Here is a 17,818-nt window from a genome sequence, read left to right on the forward strand (position 1 = left end):
CGATTTCTAATAATAAATCTTTTGCCATCTTATTTTTCCTCCTCTAATAATTTAGCTGCTTCTGCTGGGTCCAATAGTGGATAACCCAGTTTTGCTCGTTCAGCCACAAAGAGTTTCGCCACTGCCCGGGCCATGTTGCGAATCCGCGCAAGATAGCCTGCCCGTTCGGTTACTGAAACCGCCCCTCTTGCATCTAGTAAATTAAAGGTATGGCTGCATTTTAAAATATAATCATAGGCGGGATGGACTAAATCTTGGTCAATACAGCGTTTGGCTTCGGCTTCAAAACGATCAAAGTTAGACAGCAAAAAGTCTTGGTCGCTGACTTCAAAGGAATATTTCGAATGTTCGTATTCCGGTTGACGGAAGATTTCGCCGTATTTCACTCCATCGGCCCATTCTAAATCAAAGACACTTTCTACTTCTTGAATATAAGAAGCTAAGCGCTCCAAGCCATAGGTAATTTCTGACGTCACCGGTTTACAAGTCAAACCACCGACTTGTTGGAAATACGTAAACTGGGTAATTTCCATCCCATCTAACCAAACTTCCCAACCAAGTCCCGCACAACCCATGGAAGGATTTTCCCAGTTGTCTTCTACAAAACGAATATCATGTTCTAAAGGTTCAATTCCTAACAGTTGCAAGCTTTCTAAATACAACTCTTGGATATTTTCTGGAGAAGGTTTCATCACTACTTGGAATTGATGGTGTTGGTACAAACGGTTTGGATTTTCTCCATAACGACCATCGGCTGGACGACGAGAAGGCTCCACGTAGGCCGCATTCCAAGGTTCTGGTCCAATTGCCCGCAAGAAGGTATAAGGGCTCATAGTCCCCGCTCCTTTTTCAGTATCATAGGCTTGCATTAACATACAGCCATTGTCTGACCAGAATTTTTGCAAAGTTTGAATGATGTTTTGGACGGTCATTTTTTTGGTCATGGTAGTACTCCTTTCAAATTTGGGGCGATTTTTCGGTAAACAAAAAGTCTCCACGTCTGCCTAATCAAATAGACAAACGTAGAGACGAATTAACCGCGGTCCCACTCTACTTTCAAAGCATGTTTGCTTTGACAACTTTTAATGTGCGATGCTCCCAAATGCCCCGAAAATGCTCCCAAATCCGGCTTCCACCCTCCCGGAATCGCTAAATTGTTGTACATTTTCATCTTTTGTTCCACGCATCTCTTCAATTACTTTCTATAATAGCGACAAACCCGCAGTTTTGTCAATGAAAAGCTTCAAAGATTTTCATTCTGAGGCTGATCTTTTTGCAAAACATCGGACCATTCATTCATTTGATCGATAAAGCGTTTGCTCTTTAAATGCAAGCCCACATATTCCTCATAGAGTTGATCGATAAAATGACGCAAAGCTGTTTTCGTGGCCGATTTTACTTGAATACTATTAATCTGTTCAAAGGAAATATTTTGAAACATCCGGGCAAAGTAGACGGCCTTTGGATCCGCATGGTAGCGATGAATGTCCGCTTCAAAGTGATTTTGACATAAAAGGCCGGCGTATTTTGAGGAATAATCAAAGATTCCTTGGGTTTGACCACAAATACTACAATGGTCCAACTGAGGCGTTACCCCAAACCGTTGCAACAATTGCAATTCAAAGATGTTGGTGATGATTTCACCATCACTTCCTTGATCTAGTTGCATAAGGGCTTGCTTGGTAAAACCGTAAAGCCCTGGATCGTAAACGCGATCTTCAATGGCCACATCTACTAGGTTTAACATATAGGTTCCATAAGCAGTTAAGAAAATATCTTGCTGGATATTGCGAAAAGGACGAACCTCTTTGGCGCCGTTTAAAAAAGACAGTCCCTCTTCATGAATCGCACCAAAGTAGACTGCCTCGGTGAAATTCATCAACGCTGGCGTTAAGGGATTGTTTTTCCGATGGGCATTTTTAACAAAAAACATCTGTTTGCCAAAACTTTCCGTAAAAATTTTGACTAGTTTATCCTTCTCCTTATGATCCCGAGAAAATAAAATCAAGCCCTTGGTTTCTGCCAATTCCATCTTGCCACCTCCTCTTGAAAAAGAGAAGCTGGGCATCTACCCAGCTCCTACTTAATAATCTTCTTTTTTATACCCGTAGTCGGTCAAATAAGTTTGTTTGTCTCGCCAGTCTTTTTGAACTTTCACCCACAGTTCTAAATACACTTTGTCCCCTAGTAAGGTTTCAATATCTCGCCGGGCTTTGGTGCCGATGTCTTTTAACATCTTGCCCCCTTTGCCGATGATGATGCCTTTTTGAGAATCTCGTTCCACAATAATCGTAGCTTGAATATGGATTTTATCGTTTTCATTGCGTTTCATAGAATCTACTACTACTGCCACAGAATGAGGTACTTCATCCCGAGTTAACAATAAAACTTTCTCCCGGACTAATTCGGAAACGATAAAGTATTCTGGGTGATCGGTAATTTGATCGTCGGGGAAGTATTGCGGACCTTCAGGCATTTGATCCACTAACGTCGTCATTAACGTATCAAAGTTATTTCCTTCTGTAGCAGAAATTGGAATGATTTCTTTAAAGTCCATCTGCTGGCGATAGTCTTCAATAATTGCCAATAAATCATCCGGGTGAACTTTGTCGATTTTATTGATTACTAAATAAACAGGAGACTGGGTGTCTTTTAGTCGTTCAATAATAAAGTCGTCCCCTTTGCCCCGCTTTTGGTCTGCTGCAATCATAAACAAGACTGCATCCACTTCCCGAATCGCGCTATAAGCTGCATCCACCATAAAGTCTCCTAGACGATGACGGGGTTTATGAATTCCGGGAGTGTCGATAAAAATCAACTGTGCTTCAGGAGTAGTATAAACTCCTTGAATTTTATTTCTAGTGGTTTGGGCTTTATCGCTCATAATCGCAATTTTTTGTCCCACAATGCGATTTAATAAAGTGGATTTGCCCACGTTGGGACGCCCTACAATGGCCACAAATCCTGATTTATGTTCTGTCATGTTTTTCCTCTTTTCTTATAAGATTCCTTGCAAAATTTGATAGAACTTCGGCAAGAAAATAAACGCTGCGATAATTAATGCAAATAAGGAAGTTAATAAAACCGCCCCGGCAGCCATATCTTTAATTTTTTTCCCAATGGGGTGAAAATGACATTCGGTAAACATGTCTACCACATTTTCAAAGATGGTATTGATAATTTCCACAAGCCACACAAGAAAGACTGCCAATAAAAGCCACAACCACTCCATTTGATTTAAGTGAAAAATCAATCCCACTAAAACCGCCAATGCGCCAAGTACCGCGTGTTTGCGCATATTCCGTTCTTCTTTAAAAACGGTTTTAACCCCGGTCCAGGCAAATTCCACGGAAGTGATAAAATTTTTGTTTTTCTTCGTATTTCTATCTCTTGAGTCCATAAGCATCAAGGATTTCCTTTTGTAGTGTGAACATCTCTTTTTCGTCTTCTGGGGTCATGTGATCATAACCATTAATGTGTAAGAAACCATGTAAAGCTAAAAAGCCCAACTCTCGTTCGAAACTATGACCGTATTCTTCGGCTTGTTCTTTGGCCCGTTCTACAGAAATCATCAAATCCCCCAACTCTCTTGGAAAAGGATTGTCCCCTGCTTCAAAGACCACCGGTACTTCTCCTTCGCCCGTTTCTTCTAAGGCAAAGCTGATCACATCAGTGGGGGCATCTTTGCCTCGATAGTCTCGATTAATTTCTTGAATAGTCGCATTGTCCATAAATGTAACGGACATTTCAATAGGTTCTACTAATTCAAGATGCTTAGCCGCAAATTGTAATAAATCTTCAATGTCGCGGATTTTGTCTTTAGTTAAACCATTTGTTTCATCAACAAAGGTAATATCCATTAGGCTTCGCTTCTTTCTTGTTCTTCTTTCATCTTCTCCGCTTCAGATTTCATTTTCGGATATTTAATCCGGGAATGGAAAGTGGAGCAAAGACCGTTTACTAAGGATTTTTCCACAATCCGAATTTCTTTCATAGTCAATCCGCTATCGTCTAATTGCCCATCAATAATTCGGTCGATGATTAGATTATGCACGAATTTTTGAATTTTGTCATTTGTGGGCTGATCCATGGCTCTCACGGCTGCTTCACAAGTATCAGCAATGCTTACCACCCCTGCTTCTCTCGTTTGAGGCCGCGGACCCGGATAACGAAAATCTGCTTCTTCAATTTCAGGATTGCGTTCTTTTGCTTTTGCATAAAAGAATTTCATCAACGTAGTGCCATGGTGCTGATTACAAATATCGATGACCATTTGAGGCATCTTGTATTCTTCTAAAATTTTTGCTCCATCGGTCACGTGACCAAAGATAATCTGTTTGCTATCTTCTGGCAAGAGAAAATTGTGGGGATTTTCCGCGCCACTAGGCAAGTTTTCCACGAAGAAATTCGCATGTTTTAATTTGCCAATGTCATGATAGTAACAAGCCACTCGAGTCATAAGAGAACGCCCACCGATATCGGCCACTGCATTTGCCGAAAGATTCGCCACCATCATACTGTGATGATAGGTTCCTGGTGCTTCTTCCAAAAGTTTTTTTAACAATGGATGATTTGGGTTGCTCAATTCATTTAAGACGATTGCAGAATCATCGGTGACTAATAGTTCAATGTACTGATGTAAGCCCATGGTCAACAAGAAACCTAAGAGATTTCCCGCAACCCCACACACTAAGGTCAGCCACGTGCTACTTTCATAAAAGCTTAACCCTTGGAAAACTACTAAAACAAAATTCATCAAGCTAGGAAAGACGATAAGCCACATCACCGCTGGAAAACCTTGATAAGCAATTCGTTGTCGTTTGACAATGGTTCCCATTAAGCCGGCAAATAAATACGTCACTAAAATCGTGGTTAACAAGTTCGTCCCAATGGAATTATAGTAGACAAAAATCGCCGCTACTACTTGAAACAAAGCGGACAAAATTCCGGCTCGTCGATTCATAAACAGGTTTAAAACCAAAGGCACAAAAGCTGCCGGGAAAAACAAAGGAATGTATTGAATCTGCTCGCTTTGGAACAATTGGAAAAACATCATCATTCCTACACTGACAATCATCATAAAGCAATAAAAAGTATAAAACTCCTGGCGGTAATCCTTTGAAGAAAACTGACGGCCAAAATACAAAAGAACTAAAATTTGTAATAAGACAGCAAAAATCATAGCCATAACTGGAAAAATTGAACCATTTTGACTAGTCAATCCTAACAATCGCAGTTTTTCAATGGCACTGGCATCAATTTGAGAACCTTCTCGAACGATGATTTCTCCTTGATAAATCATTACCGGTTGTACCGCAGAGCGAGCAGTATCCCGTTTTTCTTCAGTCAGTTTTTCATTTAAGAATTCATTGACCACAACTCCATTGGCAACCAATTCTGAAATTACTTCCTGAGCCGTTTCATTGACCCCCAAGCTCTCCACTTGAGTAGTAGCTTCTTCTTTAATCTCTGTCAAGTTGCTTTCTCTAATATGCTGTTCCATGGTTTCTTCTAATAAACCAAGACTCTTATTACGCGTGGAAGTCAAATCCGTTTCGGAAAGTGAAAACAGATTTTGATAAAAAGCCGTGGAAAACTGTTGATAAAAATCGACATCGGAAACGTCCAGTTTTTCAAATTTTTTCTTTAAGGCTGCCACGTGTTCTTCCACAGAAGGTGCTGCAATGTTGGTAGCCTCATCTTTTTGTTTGTCTTCATATTCTTTTTTTAACTCGCTGTTGACCGTCGCTACCATGGTAAACAAATTCTCCACCCGCTCTACTTGGGTCGTCGCGATGTCTTCTTGAAAAGTGTATTCCGGCGTCACTGCTTCAGCGGCTAACTTACGCTTTTGTTCCGTAGCCGCTGTGTTTTCCACCGTTTTATTGGCACGAATATTTTCATTCACCACTTGCCCTTCTCGATAGTCCACTTTTTGCTGGCGCACACTCGGGTATAAAATGCCAAAGATTACCCCAAAAAAGACTAGAAAGAGAAAAGGCGTATAATAGCGACCTAATTTTCCTCGGAACTTGCTCAAAGGTTGGTTAAGCATGATGTCACCTCCAAAATCTGACGAGTAGATTACCCATCATTACGTAAACTAGCTTTTTCATAGGCTTCGATAATTTCTGCCACCACTGGATGCCGCACCACATCACTGGCTTCAAAGTTCACAAAGCCAATTTGCTTGATATTTTTTAAGGTACGTTCCGCATGGACTAACCCACTCATACTGCCTTTTGGCAAGTCAATTTGGCTGGTGTCCCCGTTGACAATCATCTTAGAATTATAACCTAAGCGAGTCAAAAACATTTTCATTTGGGCAATGGTAGTGTTTTGAGCTTCATCTAAAATTACAAAGGCATCTTCTAAGGTACGCCCGCGCATATAAGCCAATGGGGCAATTTCAATTACCCCTCGCTCCATTAAGCGATTGGTGTGATCGGTCCCAAAAATTTGATACAGCGCATCATAGACTGGACGCAAATAAGGATCGACTTTTTCTTTTAAATCTCCCGGCAAGAAACCCAGATTTTCTCCGGCTTCCACCGCTGGACGAGTTAAGATAATTTTTTGCACTTGGCCTTTTTTTAACGCTGCAATAGCCAACACCACCGCTAAAAAGGTTTTTCCCGTACCAGCCGGGCCAATGCCAAAGACCACATCGTGATTTTTAACACTGGACACATATTGTTTTTGTCCAGCATTTTTTACGCGAATCGCTTTGCCATTCCGGTCTTTAACGATTTCTTCTTCATACATGTCCACAAAAAAAGCTAAGCGATCATTTTTGGCCATCTTTAAGGCGGAAATAATATCAGGAGCACTAATATTGATTCCACGACGGATCAATTCTTGTAAAGCCTCAATTACTCCGGTTACTAAAGCGGCATTTTCTTCTGTACCTTCGATTTCTAAAACTTCCCCACGAGTGCGAATAATCGTACTGGTGTGTTCTTCGATTAATTTAATATGTTTATCATGAGCTCCAAACAACATGGAAAGATCGTCGGACTCATTTAATTTCAGTTGCATTCTCTGACGTTCATCTGCCAAGTAATACATCCCCCTCATTGTAATTACTCAATCATTCTACCATATCAAGAGGCAAAAGAAAAAAGCTCCCTTCTTTCCTAAGAGAAAAATCTCATTCAAAAAAGCCACGGAAAAATCCGTGGCTTTAGGACAATTATTGGAGCAATTCTTTAACGATGGCATTCACTTGATTACCGTCTGCTTTGCCTTTTACTTTCGGCATAACAGCACCCATCACTTTGCCAAATTCCGAAGGGGAAGTGGCATTTGTGTCTGCGATTGCCTGCGCTACGATTTGACGAATTTCTTCATCAGATAGTTGTGCAGGAAGATATTTTTCCACAATTGCAATTTCGATTTTAACTTTTTCTGAGAGATCTTCACGACCAGCTTTTTCGAATTCTGCTAATGAGTCGCGACGTTGTTTCATCTCCCGGGATAAAATCGTCAATTCTTCGTCAGCATTCAATTCGTGTCCGACCTTGATCTCTTCGTTTTGAAGGGATGCTTTCAACATACGAATCACCGCCAAGCGTTCCTTATCCTTAGCTTTCATCGCTGTCTTCATATCCGCATTCAATGTACTTAGTAGTGTCACACTACCAGCTCCAATCATGAGCCAAAATTAGAATTTCTTACGTTTTCTGGCTGCTTCAGATTTCTTCTTGCGTTTCACGCTAGGTTTTTCATAGAATTCACGTTTGCGAGATTCTTGCAAAGTACCGGATTTTGACACGGAACGTTTGAAGCGACGAAGAGCATCGTCAAGAGATTCATTTTTACGAACCACTGTTTTTGACATGTAGATTCCCTCCCTCCGAGCTTAAAAAGTAACCGTTTTTGCTCAATGACCAATTCATAGAACAATACTGTCCTTTTAATATTATAGCTAATGGGAAATTTTACGTCAAGGTGTAGTCTTAAAAAAATAAAAGTAAGTTATTTTTTACAAAACACTGCCAATACAAAAGGATTTCCCTTTCCATTAGCAGTGTTGAAATAAAGCAATTTTTATTTTAGCAATTGTTCGATATTTGCCAAGAGTTCTTCATAAATAGCATTCCAAGATTTTTTCCCTTGATATTTTACCGCCATCCCCTGGTTAAAATCATTGAAGAGATTTGCGATTTGATTTTTGATGGGTTGCTCTAATGTACTTTCACCAATCTTTTCTTGAATAGCATCATTGGCTTGTTGGCTACGCAAGGTTTCCCATTGATTGTAGGACATAGATGTGGCCTTTTCTTCATTAAAAGCGATGGTAAAAGTATCAGGAGTAATTATTTTGGTCACTTGATCCAGATCAATTTTATTATTTAAGGCGATTTCGGCTAATTTTTCCTTTTCTAAAATCAGCCCTTGTTCATTTTCCCAACGAATTGGCAAACTAACTAGTTTTTCATTTGCTTGATTGTAAAAAATAATGGATTGATTCATTTTTGTTCCTCTTTTCTTAATCTATTTTAAAAGAAGAGACTTAAAATCAAGACTGCCCCAAGGCCTACGACAGAGTTGGTTAATTCCAATAAGCCCCATGTTTTAAAGGTATCTTTCATGGAGATTCCAAATGTTTCTTTAAACAATAAGAAACCACCATCATACATTAACGTAATGGTATTTGATCCACAAGCAACGGCTAAAACCATCAGTGCAGGATTCAAATCAAATTGGGTAACTAATGGTGCTACCATCCCTGCTGCAGTGATTGCCGCTACTGCTCCTTGACCCGTCAAAATCCGAATAATCGCTGTAATAATCCAAGCAATCACAAATGGTGAAACCGGAATGCCACTGACTAAGTTTACGATATGAGCAGAAACGCCAGTATCAATAATCACTTGTTTTAAAATCCCACCGGCAGTAATGACCAATAAGACATCGGCAATTTGGGAAATCCCTTGGCTCATAGTTTTTGTTAAATCTTGCATGGTCTTGCCTTTTCTGATGCCTAGGAAATACATAGCAGCAAACAAAGCTAATAACATTGCAATTTCTGCGGAACCTACAAAAGTACAAACTTCATACACTACGGAGCCTTCGCCAAAGATTGGTTTTAAAATAGAAGAAATAATCATTAGCATAGCAGGAATCAAAGGCACGATAATTGATGTAGAAAATTTTGGTAATTTGTCAGCAGGAATTTCATCCACTGGTTTTAACATGGAATTTAAGGGCATTTCCTTTAAACCAGGGATAAATTTTGGCAAAATCAAACCTGCACAAATCAAAGCGGGAACAATGACTAAAATCCCCAACATATACACTTGAGAAATATCTGCATCAAAAGCAGCTACTAAAGCTACCGGACCAGGTTGAGGTGGAAACAAGCTGTGTCCCATGGTAGCTCCGGCCACAGTTGGTATGATTAATTTCATATAGGGAATCTTAGCTTTCTTCGCAATGTTCAACACCAGTGGCACAGAAATCAAAAAGGCCACTTCATAAAACATCGCAATCCCAAAAATCATCCCAATAAACAATAAGCCAACTGGTAAGAATTTCGTACCACATTTTGCAATGACGGTGTCGGCGATTTGTTGACTAGCACCGCTTTCCGTCATAATTTTACCGATTACAGCCCCAAAGACAATAATCAAGGCTAAGCTACCGAAAATACCGCCAATCCCTTTTTCCACGGTAGCCACAATTGTATCCAAGGGCATTTTTTCCATAATCGCCACAAACAAACCAACGACTAATAAAGAAATGACATTGTGCATCTTATAGCGCAAGTTAAAGATCATTAATAAGAAAATACCGATTACTACCCAAAGTAATGCTAACGCTGCTTCCATTTCTATTCTCCTTTTTCTAGAGCTTCCCAAATGCCATTAAGATACATAGCACCCAGCGCCCGATCGTATAAGCCGTAACCAGGACGGCCTGTTTCGCCCCAAATCATGCGTCCATGGTCTGGACGAATATAACCATTAAAGCCATTGTCATACATTGCTTTTAAAACTTTGTACATATCCAATGAACCATATTCTGATTTGTGAGGAGCTTCGTAAAAATCAAGGCCGTTCTCATTGATATATTTAATATTGCGGACATGAGCAAAAGGAATCCGATCCCGTTTACAAAATTCCGCTAAAATTTCATAGACATCGTTGTCTGGACGTTCCGCAATACTACCGGTACACAAGGTAATGCCATTACTTGGAGAATCTACGACATTACAAATCCAATCCAAATCATCCCGATTTTTCACGACTCTTGGCAGGCCAAAAATTGAATAAGGAGGATCATCAGGGTGAACGGCCATTTTTATGCCAACTTCTTCACAAGTAGGAATAATTGCTTTTAAGAAGTAAGCAAAGTTTTCCCGGAGTTTGTCTTCATCCACATCTTTATAAGCGGCAAACAGTTCTTTTACTTGCGCCAAGCGTTCTGGTTCCCAACCAGGCAACTCAAAGTCATTGCTGGATTCTTCCACTTTTTTAATGATTTCTTCTGGATTTTCAGGAATATCTTTAGCAATGTAAGCCAAAGTTGAGGAGCCATCCGCTAATTTATAGTCCAAATCCGATTTCACCCAATCAAAGACAGGCATGAAATTGTAACAAATTACTTCAATCCCAAATTCAGCTAAATTACGAATGGTTTGTTTGTAGTTTTCAATGTATTGATCCCGAGTTGGTAACCCAATTTTAATATCATCGTGAATGTTAACACTTTCAATGACTTTCAAAGTCATACCATTGGCTTCAATTTCTTCTTTTAAAGCTTTGATGCGATCTTTTGGCCAGACTTCACCAGCGGGAATATCCATCAAAGTCCCAACGATTCCTTTCATTCCAGGAATTTGGCGGATCTCTGATAATTTAATTTTTTCTTCATTGGAACCATACCATCTAAAGGTCATTTCCATTAGTTATTTCCTCCTTTTGTTACATATGCGTGAATCGTATTGCGAACTGCATCTATTCCGACTAACATTTCTTTCAAGATACCTTCGATTTTTTCGCCTAAGCCAGCTTGATACAAATCACTGCCAAAGATTGTTTCGTTGGCTAAAATGGTTTTTACAGCTTGATGAATTTTTTCAGAAGATTGTTCTCCTAAGGTAATACCAGCTAATTGTGCTTGCAGATCACTTAATAAAGGATCAGGACTTGGTGTAAAGGCTTGTCCTTTGTCATCCACAGCTAATAAATAGCGTAACCAAGCAGCAATTGCTACGGGAATGTAAACTAAGTCAGCTGCTGACTTATCTGCTTGTTCTTCGTAGCGTTTAATGGTTTCACCAAAGCGAATGGCTACTTTTTGAGAAGTATCACTGGCAATCCGTTGTGGAGCATCAGGAATATTGGGATTTGGCAAACGTTTTTGCAACAGTTCGTCAATAAATTGTTTTGGATCGATAATTCCTGGATTTGCCACGACTGGCAACCCTTCTTGATAGCCAATGCCTTTAATTAAGCCGACTAGATCCTCATCTTTCATTTCACTAGCAATGGAAGTGTAGCCTAGAAGACAACCTGTTACTGCCAAAGCGGTGTGCAATGGATTTAGGCAAGTGGTAACTTTCATCACGTCGGCTTTATCCACCGTTTCGCGATCTGTTAACATCACTCCGGCTTTTTCTAACGCAGGTCGACCATTTGGAAACGCATCTTCTAAAACTAAGTAATGAATCACTTCAGTATTGGCAAATGCCGCAATATTGGTTCCTTTACTAGTATGAATGATCTCCATATCAGAGAATCCTTCTTTAGTTAGGGTTTCTTCCACCGTAGTTGAAGGATTAGGGGTAATCCGGTCAATCATACTCCAAGGGAAACTAACTTTTTCAGGATTATTCAGATACGCCAGAAAATCTTTAGATACAAAACCGGCTTTTTCCCATTCAGCGGCAATTGTTAAAATGCTATCTTGAAAACGTTGGCCGTTTTGTGAGAAATTATCGGTAGAAACCATGGCAATTGGAAATTCTCCTGCCAAGAAACGTTTATATAATAAGGCGGTCACGATGCTAATCGTATGAGCAGCGGCTACGGGACCGTTCTTAATATCATTTACAACCACTGGGAAAAAACTCCCCGCTGGATCTTTTAAAGCATAACCTTTTTCAGTAATGGTAAAAGTAGTAAATTGCAACGCCGGATTTTCAAAATAACCAATCACTTGTGAAAAATTATCTTTGTCAGCAGGATTGCAATAAAAACTAGCGGCAGTTGCTGCAATCAAGCGTTTGTCAAGGCTACCATCTTCGTGCATTACCACCTCAAGAAAGTCATTATGATAGGCCTTGTAAGCTTTTTCCACCACTTCATTGTCGAAAGTTTCACAAACAACGACGCCAGAAGACAATTCTCCTTGATTTGCTAACCGTTGGGCAATTTCACCATGAAATCCGCGGTAGAGATTGCCACCACCAAAGTGAATCCACACCGGTGCTTTTTGTCCTTTTTCTTTAAGATCAGCCACATTGTATTGTGGGAGCTCTACCTTATTTTCGGTTAACTCACTGATTGATTCTTGCCAATTTTTTAAAGTAATCACAAGAACTCCTCCTAAACTGATATATTAGTTTTGATAACAACAGCATTGTAATCCCTAAAATTTCCTTTGTCAACTCTTAAGAAAGCCTTTTTTTAATTAAATCAAGAGAAGCCCTGAGGTTACTGCCATATCAGATTTGTAATCTTGAAGAATTTTGCTATAATAATTTTATTGAGCTTAAGAGAGGAACACACTATGTCCAGTACGAGTTTACAATCCCAAGCCTTTAAGGCAATCCGGGAAAAAATTATCTATTCTGACTTAGAACCTGGCCGGAAAATCTCTGAAAAAGGATTGGAAGACCTACTGAAGATTGGCCGTACCCCCATTCGGGAAGCCTTAATTCAATTGCGAGCCCAAGCCTTGGTCTACACCATCCCCCAAAGCGGGACTTATGTGTCAAAAATTGACCTAGTAGCGGCTCAAAATGCCCGTTTTGTTCGAGAACAATTGGAAAAACAAATCATGATGGAATGTTGTGCCAAACTGACTTTTGCTGGAGAAGAATCGTTAAAAGAAATTATTCACCAACAAGAAATAGCCGTTCAACAAAAAGATGAACGGGGCTTTTTTAAAGCGGATAATTACTTCCATGAGATTTGCTTTGACATTGCCCAACGAAAAGAAATCTGGAATTGGTTAAATGATCACAATACCCACTTGGAACGGTTTCGTTGGCTGCGTGTCAATGTGGAAGGCTTGCGCTGGGACACCATTATGGAGCAGCATTACCAGCTCTTTGAGGCTTTAACTGCGAGGAATACTGAAGAAGTCAGCTTTTTAACTTCCCTACACTTGCATATGATGCTAAACGAACAAGAAATCGTCTTGGAAAAATATCCCGACTACTGGCTCCATACTGAGGAATGACTTATTATTCCAACTGTCCGATTAAACCAAACATTACTAAAAAACATAAGCAATTCGGAAAAATTACCGAACTGCTTATGTTTTTTTACTGACAATCTTCACAACGGCCTAAAATTTCAAAACGATGCCCTTCAATGACACACCCTGGCAACTGCTCTTCAAAAAAATCCATGGGACATAATGACAATTCCTTGGTTTTACCACAAACAGTACAGATAAAATGATGATGGTGGTGATGAGCCATATCTTCACAACAATGAAAACGAAATTTCATCTCGCCGTTTAAATCAGTCTCTTCTAACAGATTGATGTCCACAAAATCGTGTAAATTGCGATAAATTGTGTCATAGCTTACTCCGGGAAAAATTTGATTCATATAATGATGGACTTCTTTAGCCGTCATATAGCGATTGCGCCGCACCAAATACGTCAGCATCACTTCTCTTTTTTTCGTATGTTTATAGCCTTTTTCTTTCAACGTTGATAAGGCTTGTTGAATTCGAGTTTGTTCCATTTTTACACCCCACAAATCAGAATGATTACGAATTAAAACGCTCCTTTCGTATGGTATAATAAATGAGAACAAAAGACAAGAGGAGTTGTTGTTTAATGAATGATGATGCCAAAATCTTAACTATTTATGTAATTTCCGATTCCGCCGGGGAAACCGCCACGAAACTAGCTCAAGCCACCATGGCCCAGTTTCCCACTGTAGAATTCAATCTCTACCGCAAAACTTTCGTCACTGATAAAGAAACTTTGATTAAAGGCCTTGCGGAAGCCAAAAAGCACGATGCAATGATTTTATTCACCATGATTGATGAAGAATTTTCTGCATTAATCAGAGAGTTTTGTACTGAAAGCGATTTGTTTAATTTTGATGTCCTTTCTTCCACCATCACCGAAATCGAAACCCGCAGTGGTGTCAAAGCAACCAGAGAACCTGGTGCTCTCCATCATTTAAATAAAAACTATTTTAAACGAATTAAAGCGATGGAATTTGCAGTAAAATACGATGACGGCAAAGATCCCCGTGGCTTTTTAGAAGCCGATGTGGTTTTACTAGGCGTTTCCAGAACTTCCAAAACTCCATTAAGCCTATTTCTAGCTAATAAAAATTTAAAAGTAGCCAATTTGCCCCTCGTGCCTCAAGCCCATATCCCAAAACAAATCTGGGAAGTAGATCCTAGTAAAATTGTGGGTCTCACCAACGATCCCGATATTTTAAACAGCATTCGCAAAGAACGAATGCTGGCATACGGTTTAAACCCCGACACCGCTTATTCTGATATTGAAAAAATCAAAGCGGAACTGGCCTTTGCCAAAGACCTTTACGAAAAACTAGGCTGTGTGGTCATTAACGTGGCCTCTCTTTCCATCGAAGAGACAGCTTCCATGATTATGAATGCTTTGAAATTAGAAGACCACAGCTATTACACGACAGAAGAAGAATAAAGTTTTATTCTATTGCAAAACCAAAAGGCGATTACTGGGCGGGTCGTCTTTTTTGTTTTGCTTTCTTCTCCTACGTGTATACAAAAAAGCCAGGAGACTGCTCTCCCGGCTTACTTTACTTACAAGGATTCACCATTTGTGGCGATAGTTTCTTGATACCAGTAAAAGGAATCCTTCTTCAAACGTTCCAAACTCCCCTGACCTTCATTATCTAAATCCACATAAATAAAGCCATAGCGTTTGCTCATTTCTCCGGTGGTGGCACTGACTAAGTCGATAGGTCCCCAAGTCAAAAAGCCAAAACACTCTACAAAATCTTCTTCCACTGCTTGTTTAACGGCTTTCATATGTTTTTGAAGATAATCAATCCGGTAATCATCGTGAACAGTGCCTGCTTCCACTTGATCCACCGCACCCAACCCATTTTCCGTAATGATAATCGGTAACTCATATTTGCGATACAAGTAATTCAAGACATAACGAATGCCTACAGGATCAATGCCCCAGCCCCACTTGGATTGCTCTAAATGAGGATTTTGCAACCCGCCAAACAAGGCTGCTTCTCCAGCCACTGATGTAACTGGCTTAGAAATACTGGACATATAGTAGTTTAAGCCGATGAAATCAATGGAACCTTCCCGGAAATCTTCTTCATCGCTGGCTTGGTTTTCCAAATCAAGTTTTAAGACTTCATATTGTTTCATTTTGTATTTTGGAAAACGTCCTTTGCACATGGCATCAATTTGATAATAATCCCGATCATTATCCAAGAAAGCTTTCAATACATTGTCTGGCTGGCAATCATAGGAATAAATTGGATTCAAGCCAAAGACACAACCAATTTTGTTTTCTGGATTGATCTCATGACCTAAACGTACGGCTTTAACGGCAGCTAAAGTCATGTTGTACCCAATTTTTGCCAACTCTTCTATCGGTTTTTCCATTTCACTATATTTCAATCCTGCAATCAAATAAGTAAAGATATCCGATTGTTCCGATTGTGGATCAATGTGATTCATTTCATTAAAGGTCACCCAATACCTCACTTTACTGTCATAGAACTTCATCACCGTTTCACAATAATGAAGGTAAAAGTCAATCACTTGCCGATTTTTCCAAGAACCATATTGATGCACCAAATGAATCGGCAATTCGAAGTGATACAGGGTCACAATGGGCTCAATGCCATGAGCCAAGAGTTCATCAATCACACTATCGTAAAAATCCAAGCCCGCCTGATTTGGCGCTTGTTCATCCCCCTTAGGAAAAATCCGCGACCAGTCAATGGAAATACGCAAGGCGGTAAAGCCCATTTCCGCAAACAAGGCAATATCTTTTTTATAATGGTGGTAAAAATCAATTCCCACGTGTGAAGGATAATCCAAACCTTCTTCAATTTGACTAGTGATTTGTCGTGGCTCGTGATTGGATCCCTTTGTCACAAAGTCCATAATCGCCGGCCCTTTGCCCCCTTCTTGCCAAGCCCCTTCACATTGATGAGCCGCAATACTGCCACCCCAGAAAAAATCCTTCGTAAATGCCATTTTCATTCTCCTTTTTTACAAAATGACGGTTAATAATTCGTCTTGATTGTCGCTCACTGAAATTACATCTAAATAATCATGGGAATTTGTCACTACGGCAATAATCACTGGATCAAATCCTGCTTCTTTCACTTTATCGGCTTGATATTTTGCTAACACGTCCCCTTTTTCCACTTCTTGACCTTGTTCGATAAAGCTTTCAAAGTATTTCCCATCTAAATTCACAGTATCCACACCAATATGAATTAAGATTTCTACACCAGTTTTCGTTTTAATTCCGTAGGCATGCTTTGTTGGAAATACTACGGTAACTGTACCTTCCACTGGAGAAAGCACTGTTTCTTGTGCTTCAGACGGTAATATCCCGATACCTTTGCCTAATGCCCCAGAGGCAAAAGCTTTGTCACTTACTTCGCTTAAAGGAATCGCTTTGCCTTCTGCGATTTTGCCAATGCCAACTTGTTTTAAGTCAGAGGTATTTTCAAAGACTTCCAAAGCTTCTTCGTCGGTCTCTTTGTTAGGAATCCCCACTCCGTATGCGACTGCTAATGCTCCAGTAAACCCGACAATCACACTGATCAACATCCAAATAAAGTTACTCGTACCTCCTGCTAAATAAGTCGGTAATGCCGCTAATCCCCAAACAAAACCCATGGTTTTCACGCCAGCTAGTCCAGCAATTAACCCGCCTAAACCACCGCCGACAATAACAGCTATGAAAGGACGACGATATTTTACAAATACCCCAAAGACAGCCGGTTCGGTAATCCCCATTAACGCACTAAAGCTAACAGTCCCGAACATTTGCCGCTCTTGACCTTTTTTAGATTTCAAGAAGTAACCCGCCATTGCACCACAAACAGCAATGTCTGAAATCGTTGCCGCGTGGCTTATAATTGGATCGTATCCCAACGTACCTAAGAAGTTTAGCACGATTGGGTAAGTGAAATTCGCCGCTCCTAAAACGATTAGGAATGGCTGGAAAGCTGCATACAACATCACCACAATCCAGTTACCAATGGTATTCATCAAGATATCAAAGAAAGCACTGATACCGTTGCCAATTAACGTACCAATTGGACCAAAGAACACTAAAATTACCGGGAAAGTCAATACTAAAGATAATGCCGGTACTAAGAAATACTGCAACCCACTAGGAATAATCTTCTTTAAATACTTGGTGACAAGGCCTAAAAAGCATACCCCTAATAAAATTGGAATAAAGGTATTGGCATACCCAATAGTGGGTAAATTGTAACCGAACAACTCTAACCCTTCCACGCCGTCTATATTAGTGGAAAGCAACCCCACCGCCAAAGCCATGGCCACATATTCGTTTAGTTTCAAGCGTTTCGCAGCAGATGCGGCAATAAAAATAGGCAAGAAGTGGAACACTCCACCTCGTA

18 protein-coding genes are annotated in these 17,818 nt (G+C 40.0%); 2 read left to right on the forward strand and 16 right to left on the reverse strand.

The window, feature by feature from the left end; translation table 11 throughout:
- Window positions 1–29 precede the first annotated feature (29 nt).
- The 13 genes from glyQ to AB5754_RS11120 all read right to left on the reverse strand — a co-directional run bounded on the left by glyQ (window position 30) and on the right by AB5754_RS11120 (window position 12,543).
- Window positions 30–944, reverse strand: coding sequence for a glycine--tRNA ligase subunit alpha (glyQ, locus tag AB5754_RS11060; protein WP_311833222.1), 915 nt, complete (start codon window positions 942–944; stop codon window positions 30–32).
- Between the two features lie 299 nt (window positions 945–1,243).
- Window positions 1,244–2,032, reverse strand: a complete 789-nt coding sequence (gene recO, locus AB5754_RS11065; protein ID WP_311833221.1) for a DNA repair protein RecO — start codon at window positions 2,030–2,032, stop codon at window positions 1,244–1,246.
- 51 nt (window positions 2,033–2,083) lie between these two features.
- Window positions 2,084–2,983, reverse strand: coding sequence for a GTPase Era (era, locus tag AB5754_RS11070; RefSeq protein ID WP_311833220.1), 900 nt, complete (start codon window positions 2,981–2,983; stop codon window positions 2,084–2,086).
- A 15-nt stretch (window positions 2,984–2,998) separates the two neighbouring features.
- A complete protein-coding gene (locus AB5754_RS11075; RefSeq protein ID WP_368252070.1) occupies window positions 2,999–3,400 on the reverse strand; it encodes a diacylglycerol kinase family protein in 402 nt (133 codons plus the stop codon).
- Window positions 3,384–3,860: an rRNA maturation RNase YbeY gene (gene ybeY / locus AB5754_RS11080; RefSeq protein WP_368259597.1), complete on the reverse strand. Its 477-nt coding sequence runs from the start codon at window positions 3,858–3,860 to the stop codon at window positions 3,384–3,386. Before ybeY ends, AB5754_RS11075 begins: the two co-directional genes overlap by 17 nt.
- Window positions 3,860–6,055, reverse strand: a complete 2,196-nt coding sequence (locus AB5754_RS11085; protein WP_368252071.1) for an HD family phosphohydrolase — start codon at window positions 6,053–6,055, stop codon at window positions 3,860–3,862. The genes ybeY and AB5754_RS11085 overlap by 1 nt, the downstream gene beginning before the upstream one ends.
- A gap of 29 nt (window positions 6,056–6,084) precedes the next feature.
- Window positions 6,085–7,038 carry a PhoH family protein gene (locus AB5754_RS11090; RefSeq protein WP_368252080.1) on the reverse strand — a complete coding sequence of 318 codons (954 nt, stop codon included), beginning with the start codon at window positions 7,036–7,038 and terminating at the stop codon, window positions 6,085–6,087.
- Between the two features lie 154 nt (window positions 7,039–7,192).
- A complete protein-coding gene (locus AB5754_RS11095; protein ID WP_368252072.1) occupies window positions 7,193–7,636 on the reverse strand; it encodes a GatB/YqeY domain-containing protein in 444 nt (147 codons plus the stop codon).
- A gap of 27 nt (window positions 7,637–7,663) precedes the next feature.
- The gene (gene rpsU, locus AB5754_RS11100; protein ID WP_010754017.1) at window positions 7,664–7,840 is read right to left on the reverse strand and encodes a 30S ribosomal protein S21; all 177 of its coding nucleotides are present in this window, start codon (window positions 7,838–7,840) and stop codon (window positions 7,664–7,666) included.
- 209 nt (window positions 7,841–8,049) lie between these two features.
- The gene (locus AB5754_RS11105; RefSeq protein ID WP_368252073.1) at window positions 8,050–8,475 is read right to left on the reverse strand and encodes a hypothetical protein; all 426 of its coding nucleotides are present in this window, start codon (window positions 8,473–8,475) and stop codon (window positions 8,050–8,052) included.
- A gap of 26 nt (window positions 8,476–8,501) precedes the next feature.
- Window positions 8,502–9,833: a gluconate:H+ symporter gene (locus tag AB5754_RS11110; protein ID WP_311833213.1), complete on the reverse strand. Its 1,332-nt coding sequence runs from the start codon at window positions 9,831–9,833 to the stop codon at window positions 8,502–8,504.
- 2 nt (window positions 9,834–9,835) lie between these two features.
- Window positions 9,836–10,909 carry a mannonate dehydratase gene (gene uxuA, locus AB5754_RS11115; protein ID WP_368259598.1) on the reverse strand — a complete coding sequence of 358 codons (1,074 nt, stop codon included), beginning with the start codon at window positions 10,907–10,909 and terminating at the stop codon, window positions 9,836–9,838.
- Window positions 10,909–12,543: a mannitol dehydrogenase family protein gene (locus AB5754_RS11120; protein WP_368252074.1), complete on the reverse strand. Its 1,635-nt coding sequence runs from the start codon at window positions 12,541–12,543 to the stop codon at window positions 10,909–10,911. Before AB5754_RS11120 ends, uxuA begins: the two co-directional genes overlap by 1 nt.
- A gap of 195 nt (window positions 12,544–12,738) precedes the next feature.
- Here AB5754_RS11120 and AB5754_RS11125 point away from each other — a divergent pair, with 195 nt between their 5' ends.
- Complete coding sequence (locus AB5754_RS11125) at window positions 12,739–13,413, forward strand: GntR family transcriptional regulator (RefSeq protein ID WP_368252075.1); 675 nt, start codon at window positions 12,739–12,741, stop codon at window positions 13,411–13,413.
- 85 nt (window positions 13,414–13,498) lie between these two features.
- Here the strand turns inward: AB5754_RS11125 and AB5754_RS11130 are convergent, their stop codons facing one another.
- The gene (locus AB5754_RS11130) at window positions 13,499–13,927 is read right to left on the reverse strand and encodes a Fur family transcriptional regulator (RefSeq protein WP_311833209.1); all 429 of its coding nucleotides are present in this window, start codon (window positions 13,925–13,927) and stop codon (window positions 13,499–13,501) included.
- Between the two features lie 95 nt (window positions 13,928–14,022).
- On the opposite strand from AB5754_RS11130, the gene AB5754_RS11135 reads away from it, so the two are divergent.
- Window positions 14,023–14,868: a pyruvate, water dikinase regulatory protein gene (locus AB5754_RS11135; protein WP_368252076.1), complete on the forward strand. Its 846-nt coding sequence runs from the start codon at window positions 14,023–14,025 to the stop codon at window positions 14,866–14,868.
- A gap of 119 nt (window positions 14,869–14,987) precedes the next feature.
- Here the strand turns inward: AB5754_RS11135 and AB5754_RS11140 are convergent, their stop codons facing one another.
- Both AB5754_RS11140 and AB5754_RS11145 read right to left on the reverse strand, forming a co-directional pair.
- Window positions 14,988–16,412, reverse strand: a complete 1,425-nt coding sequence (locus AB5754_RS11140; protein ID WP_368252077.1) for a family 1 glycosylhydrolase — start codon at window positions 16,410–16,412, stop codon at window positions 14,988–14,990.
- A 15-nt stretch (window positions 16,413–16,427) separates the two neighbouring features.
- On the reverse strand, window positions 16,428–17,818 hold a 1,391-nt coding region (locus AB5754_RS11145; protein WP_368259599.1), incomplete at its 5' end, for a glucose PTS transporter subunit IIA.

The sequence above is a fragment of the Enterococcus sp. 2201sp1_2201st1_C11_2201SCRN_220225 genome (genome assembly GCF_040925905.1).
GTDB lineage: Bacteria > Bacillota > Bacilli > Lactobacillales > Enterococcaceae > Enterococcus_C > Enterococcus_C asini_A.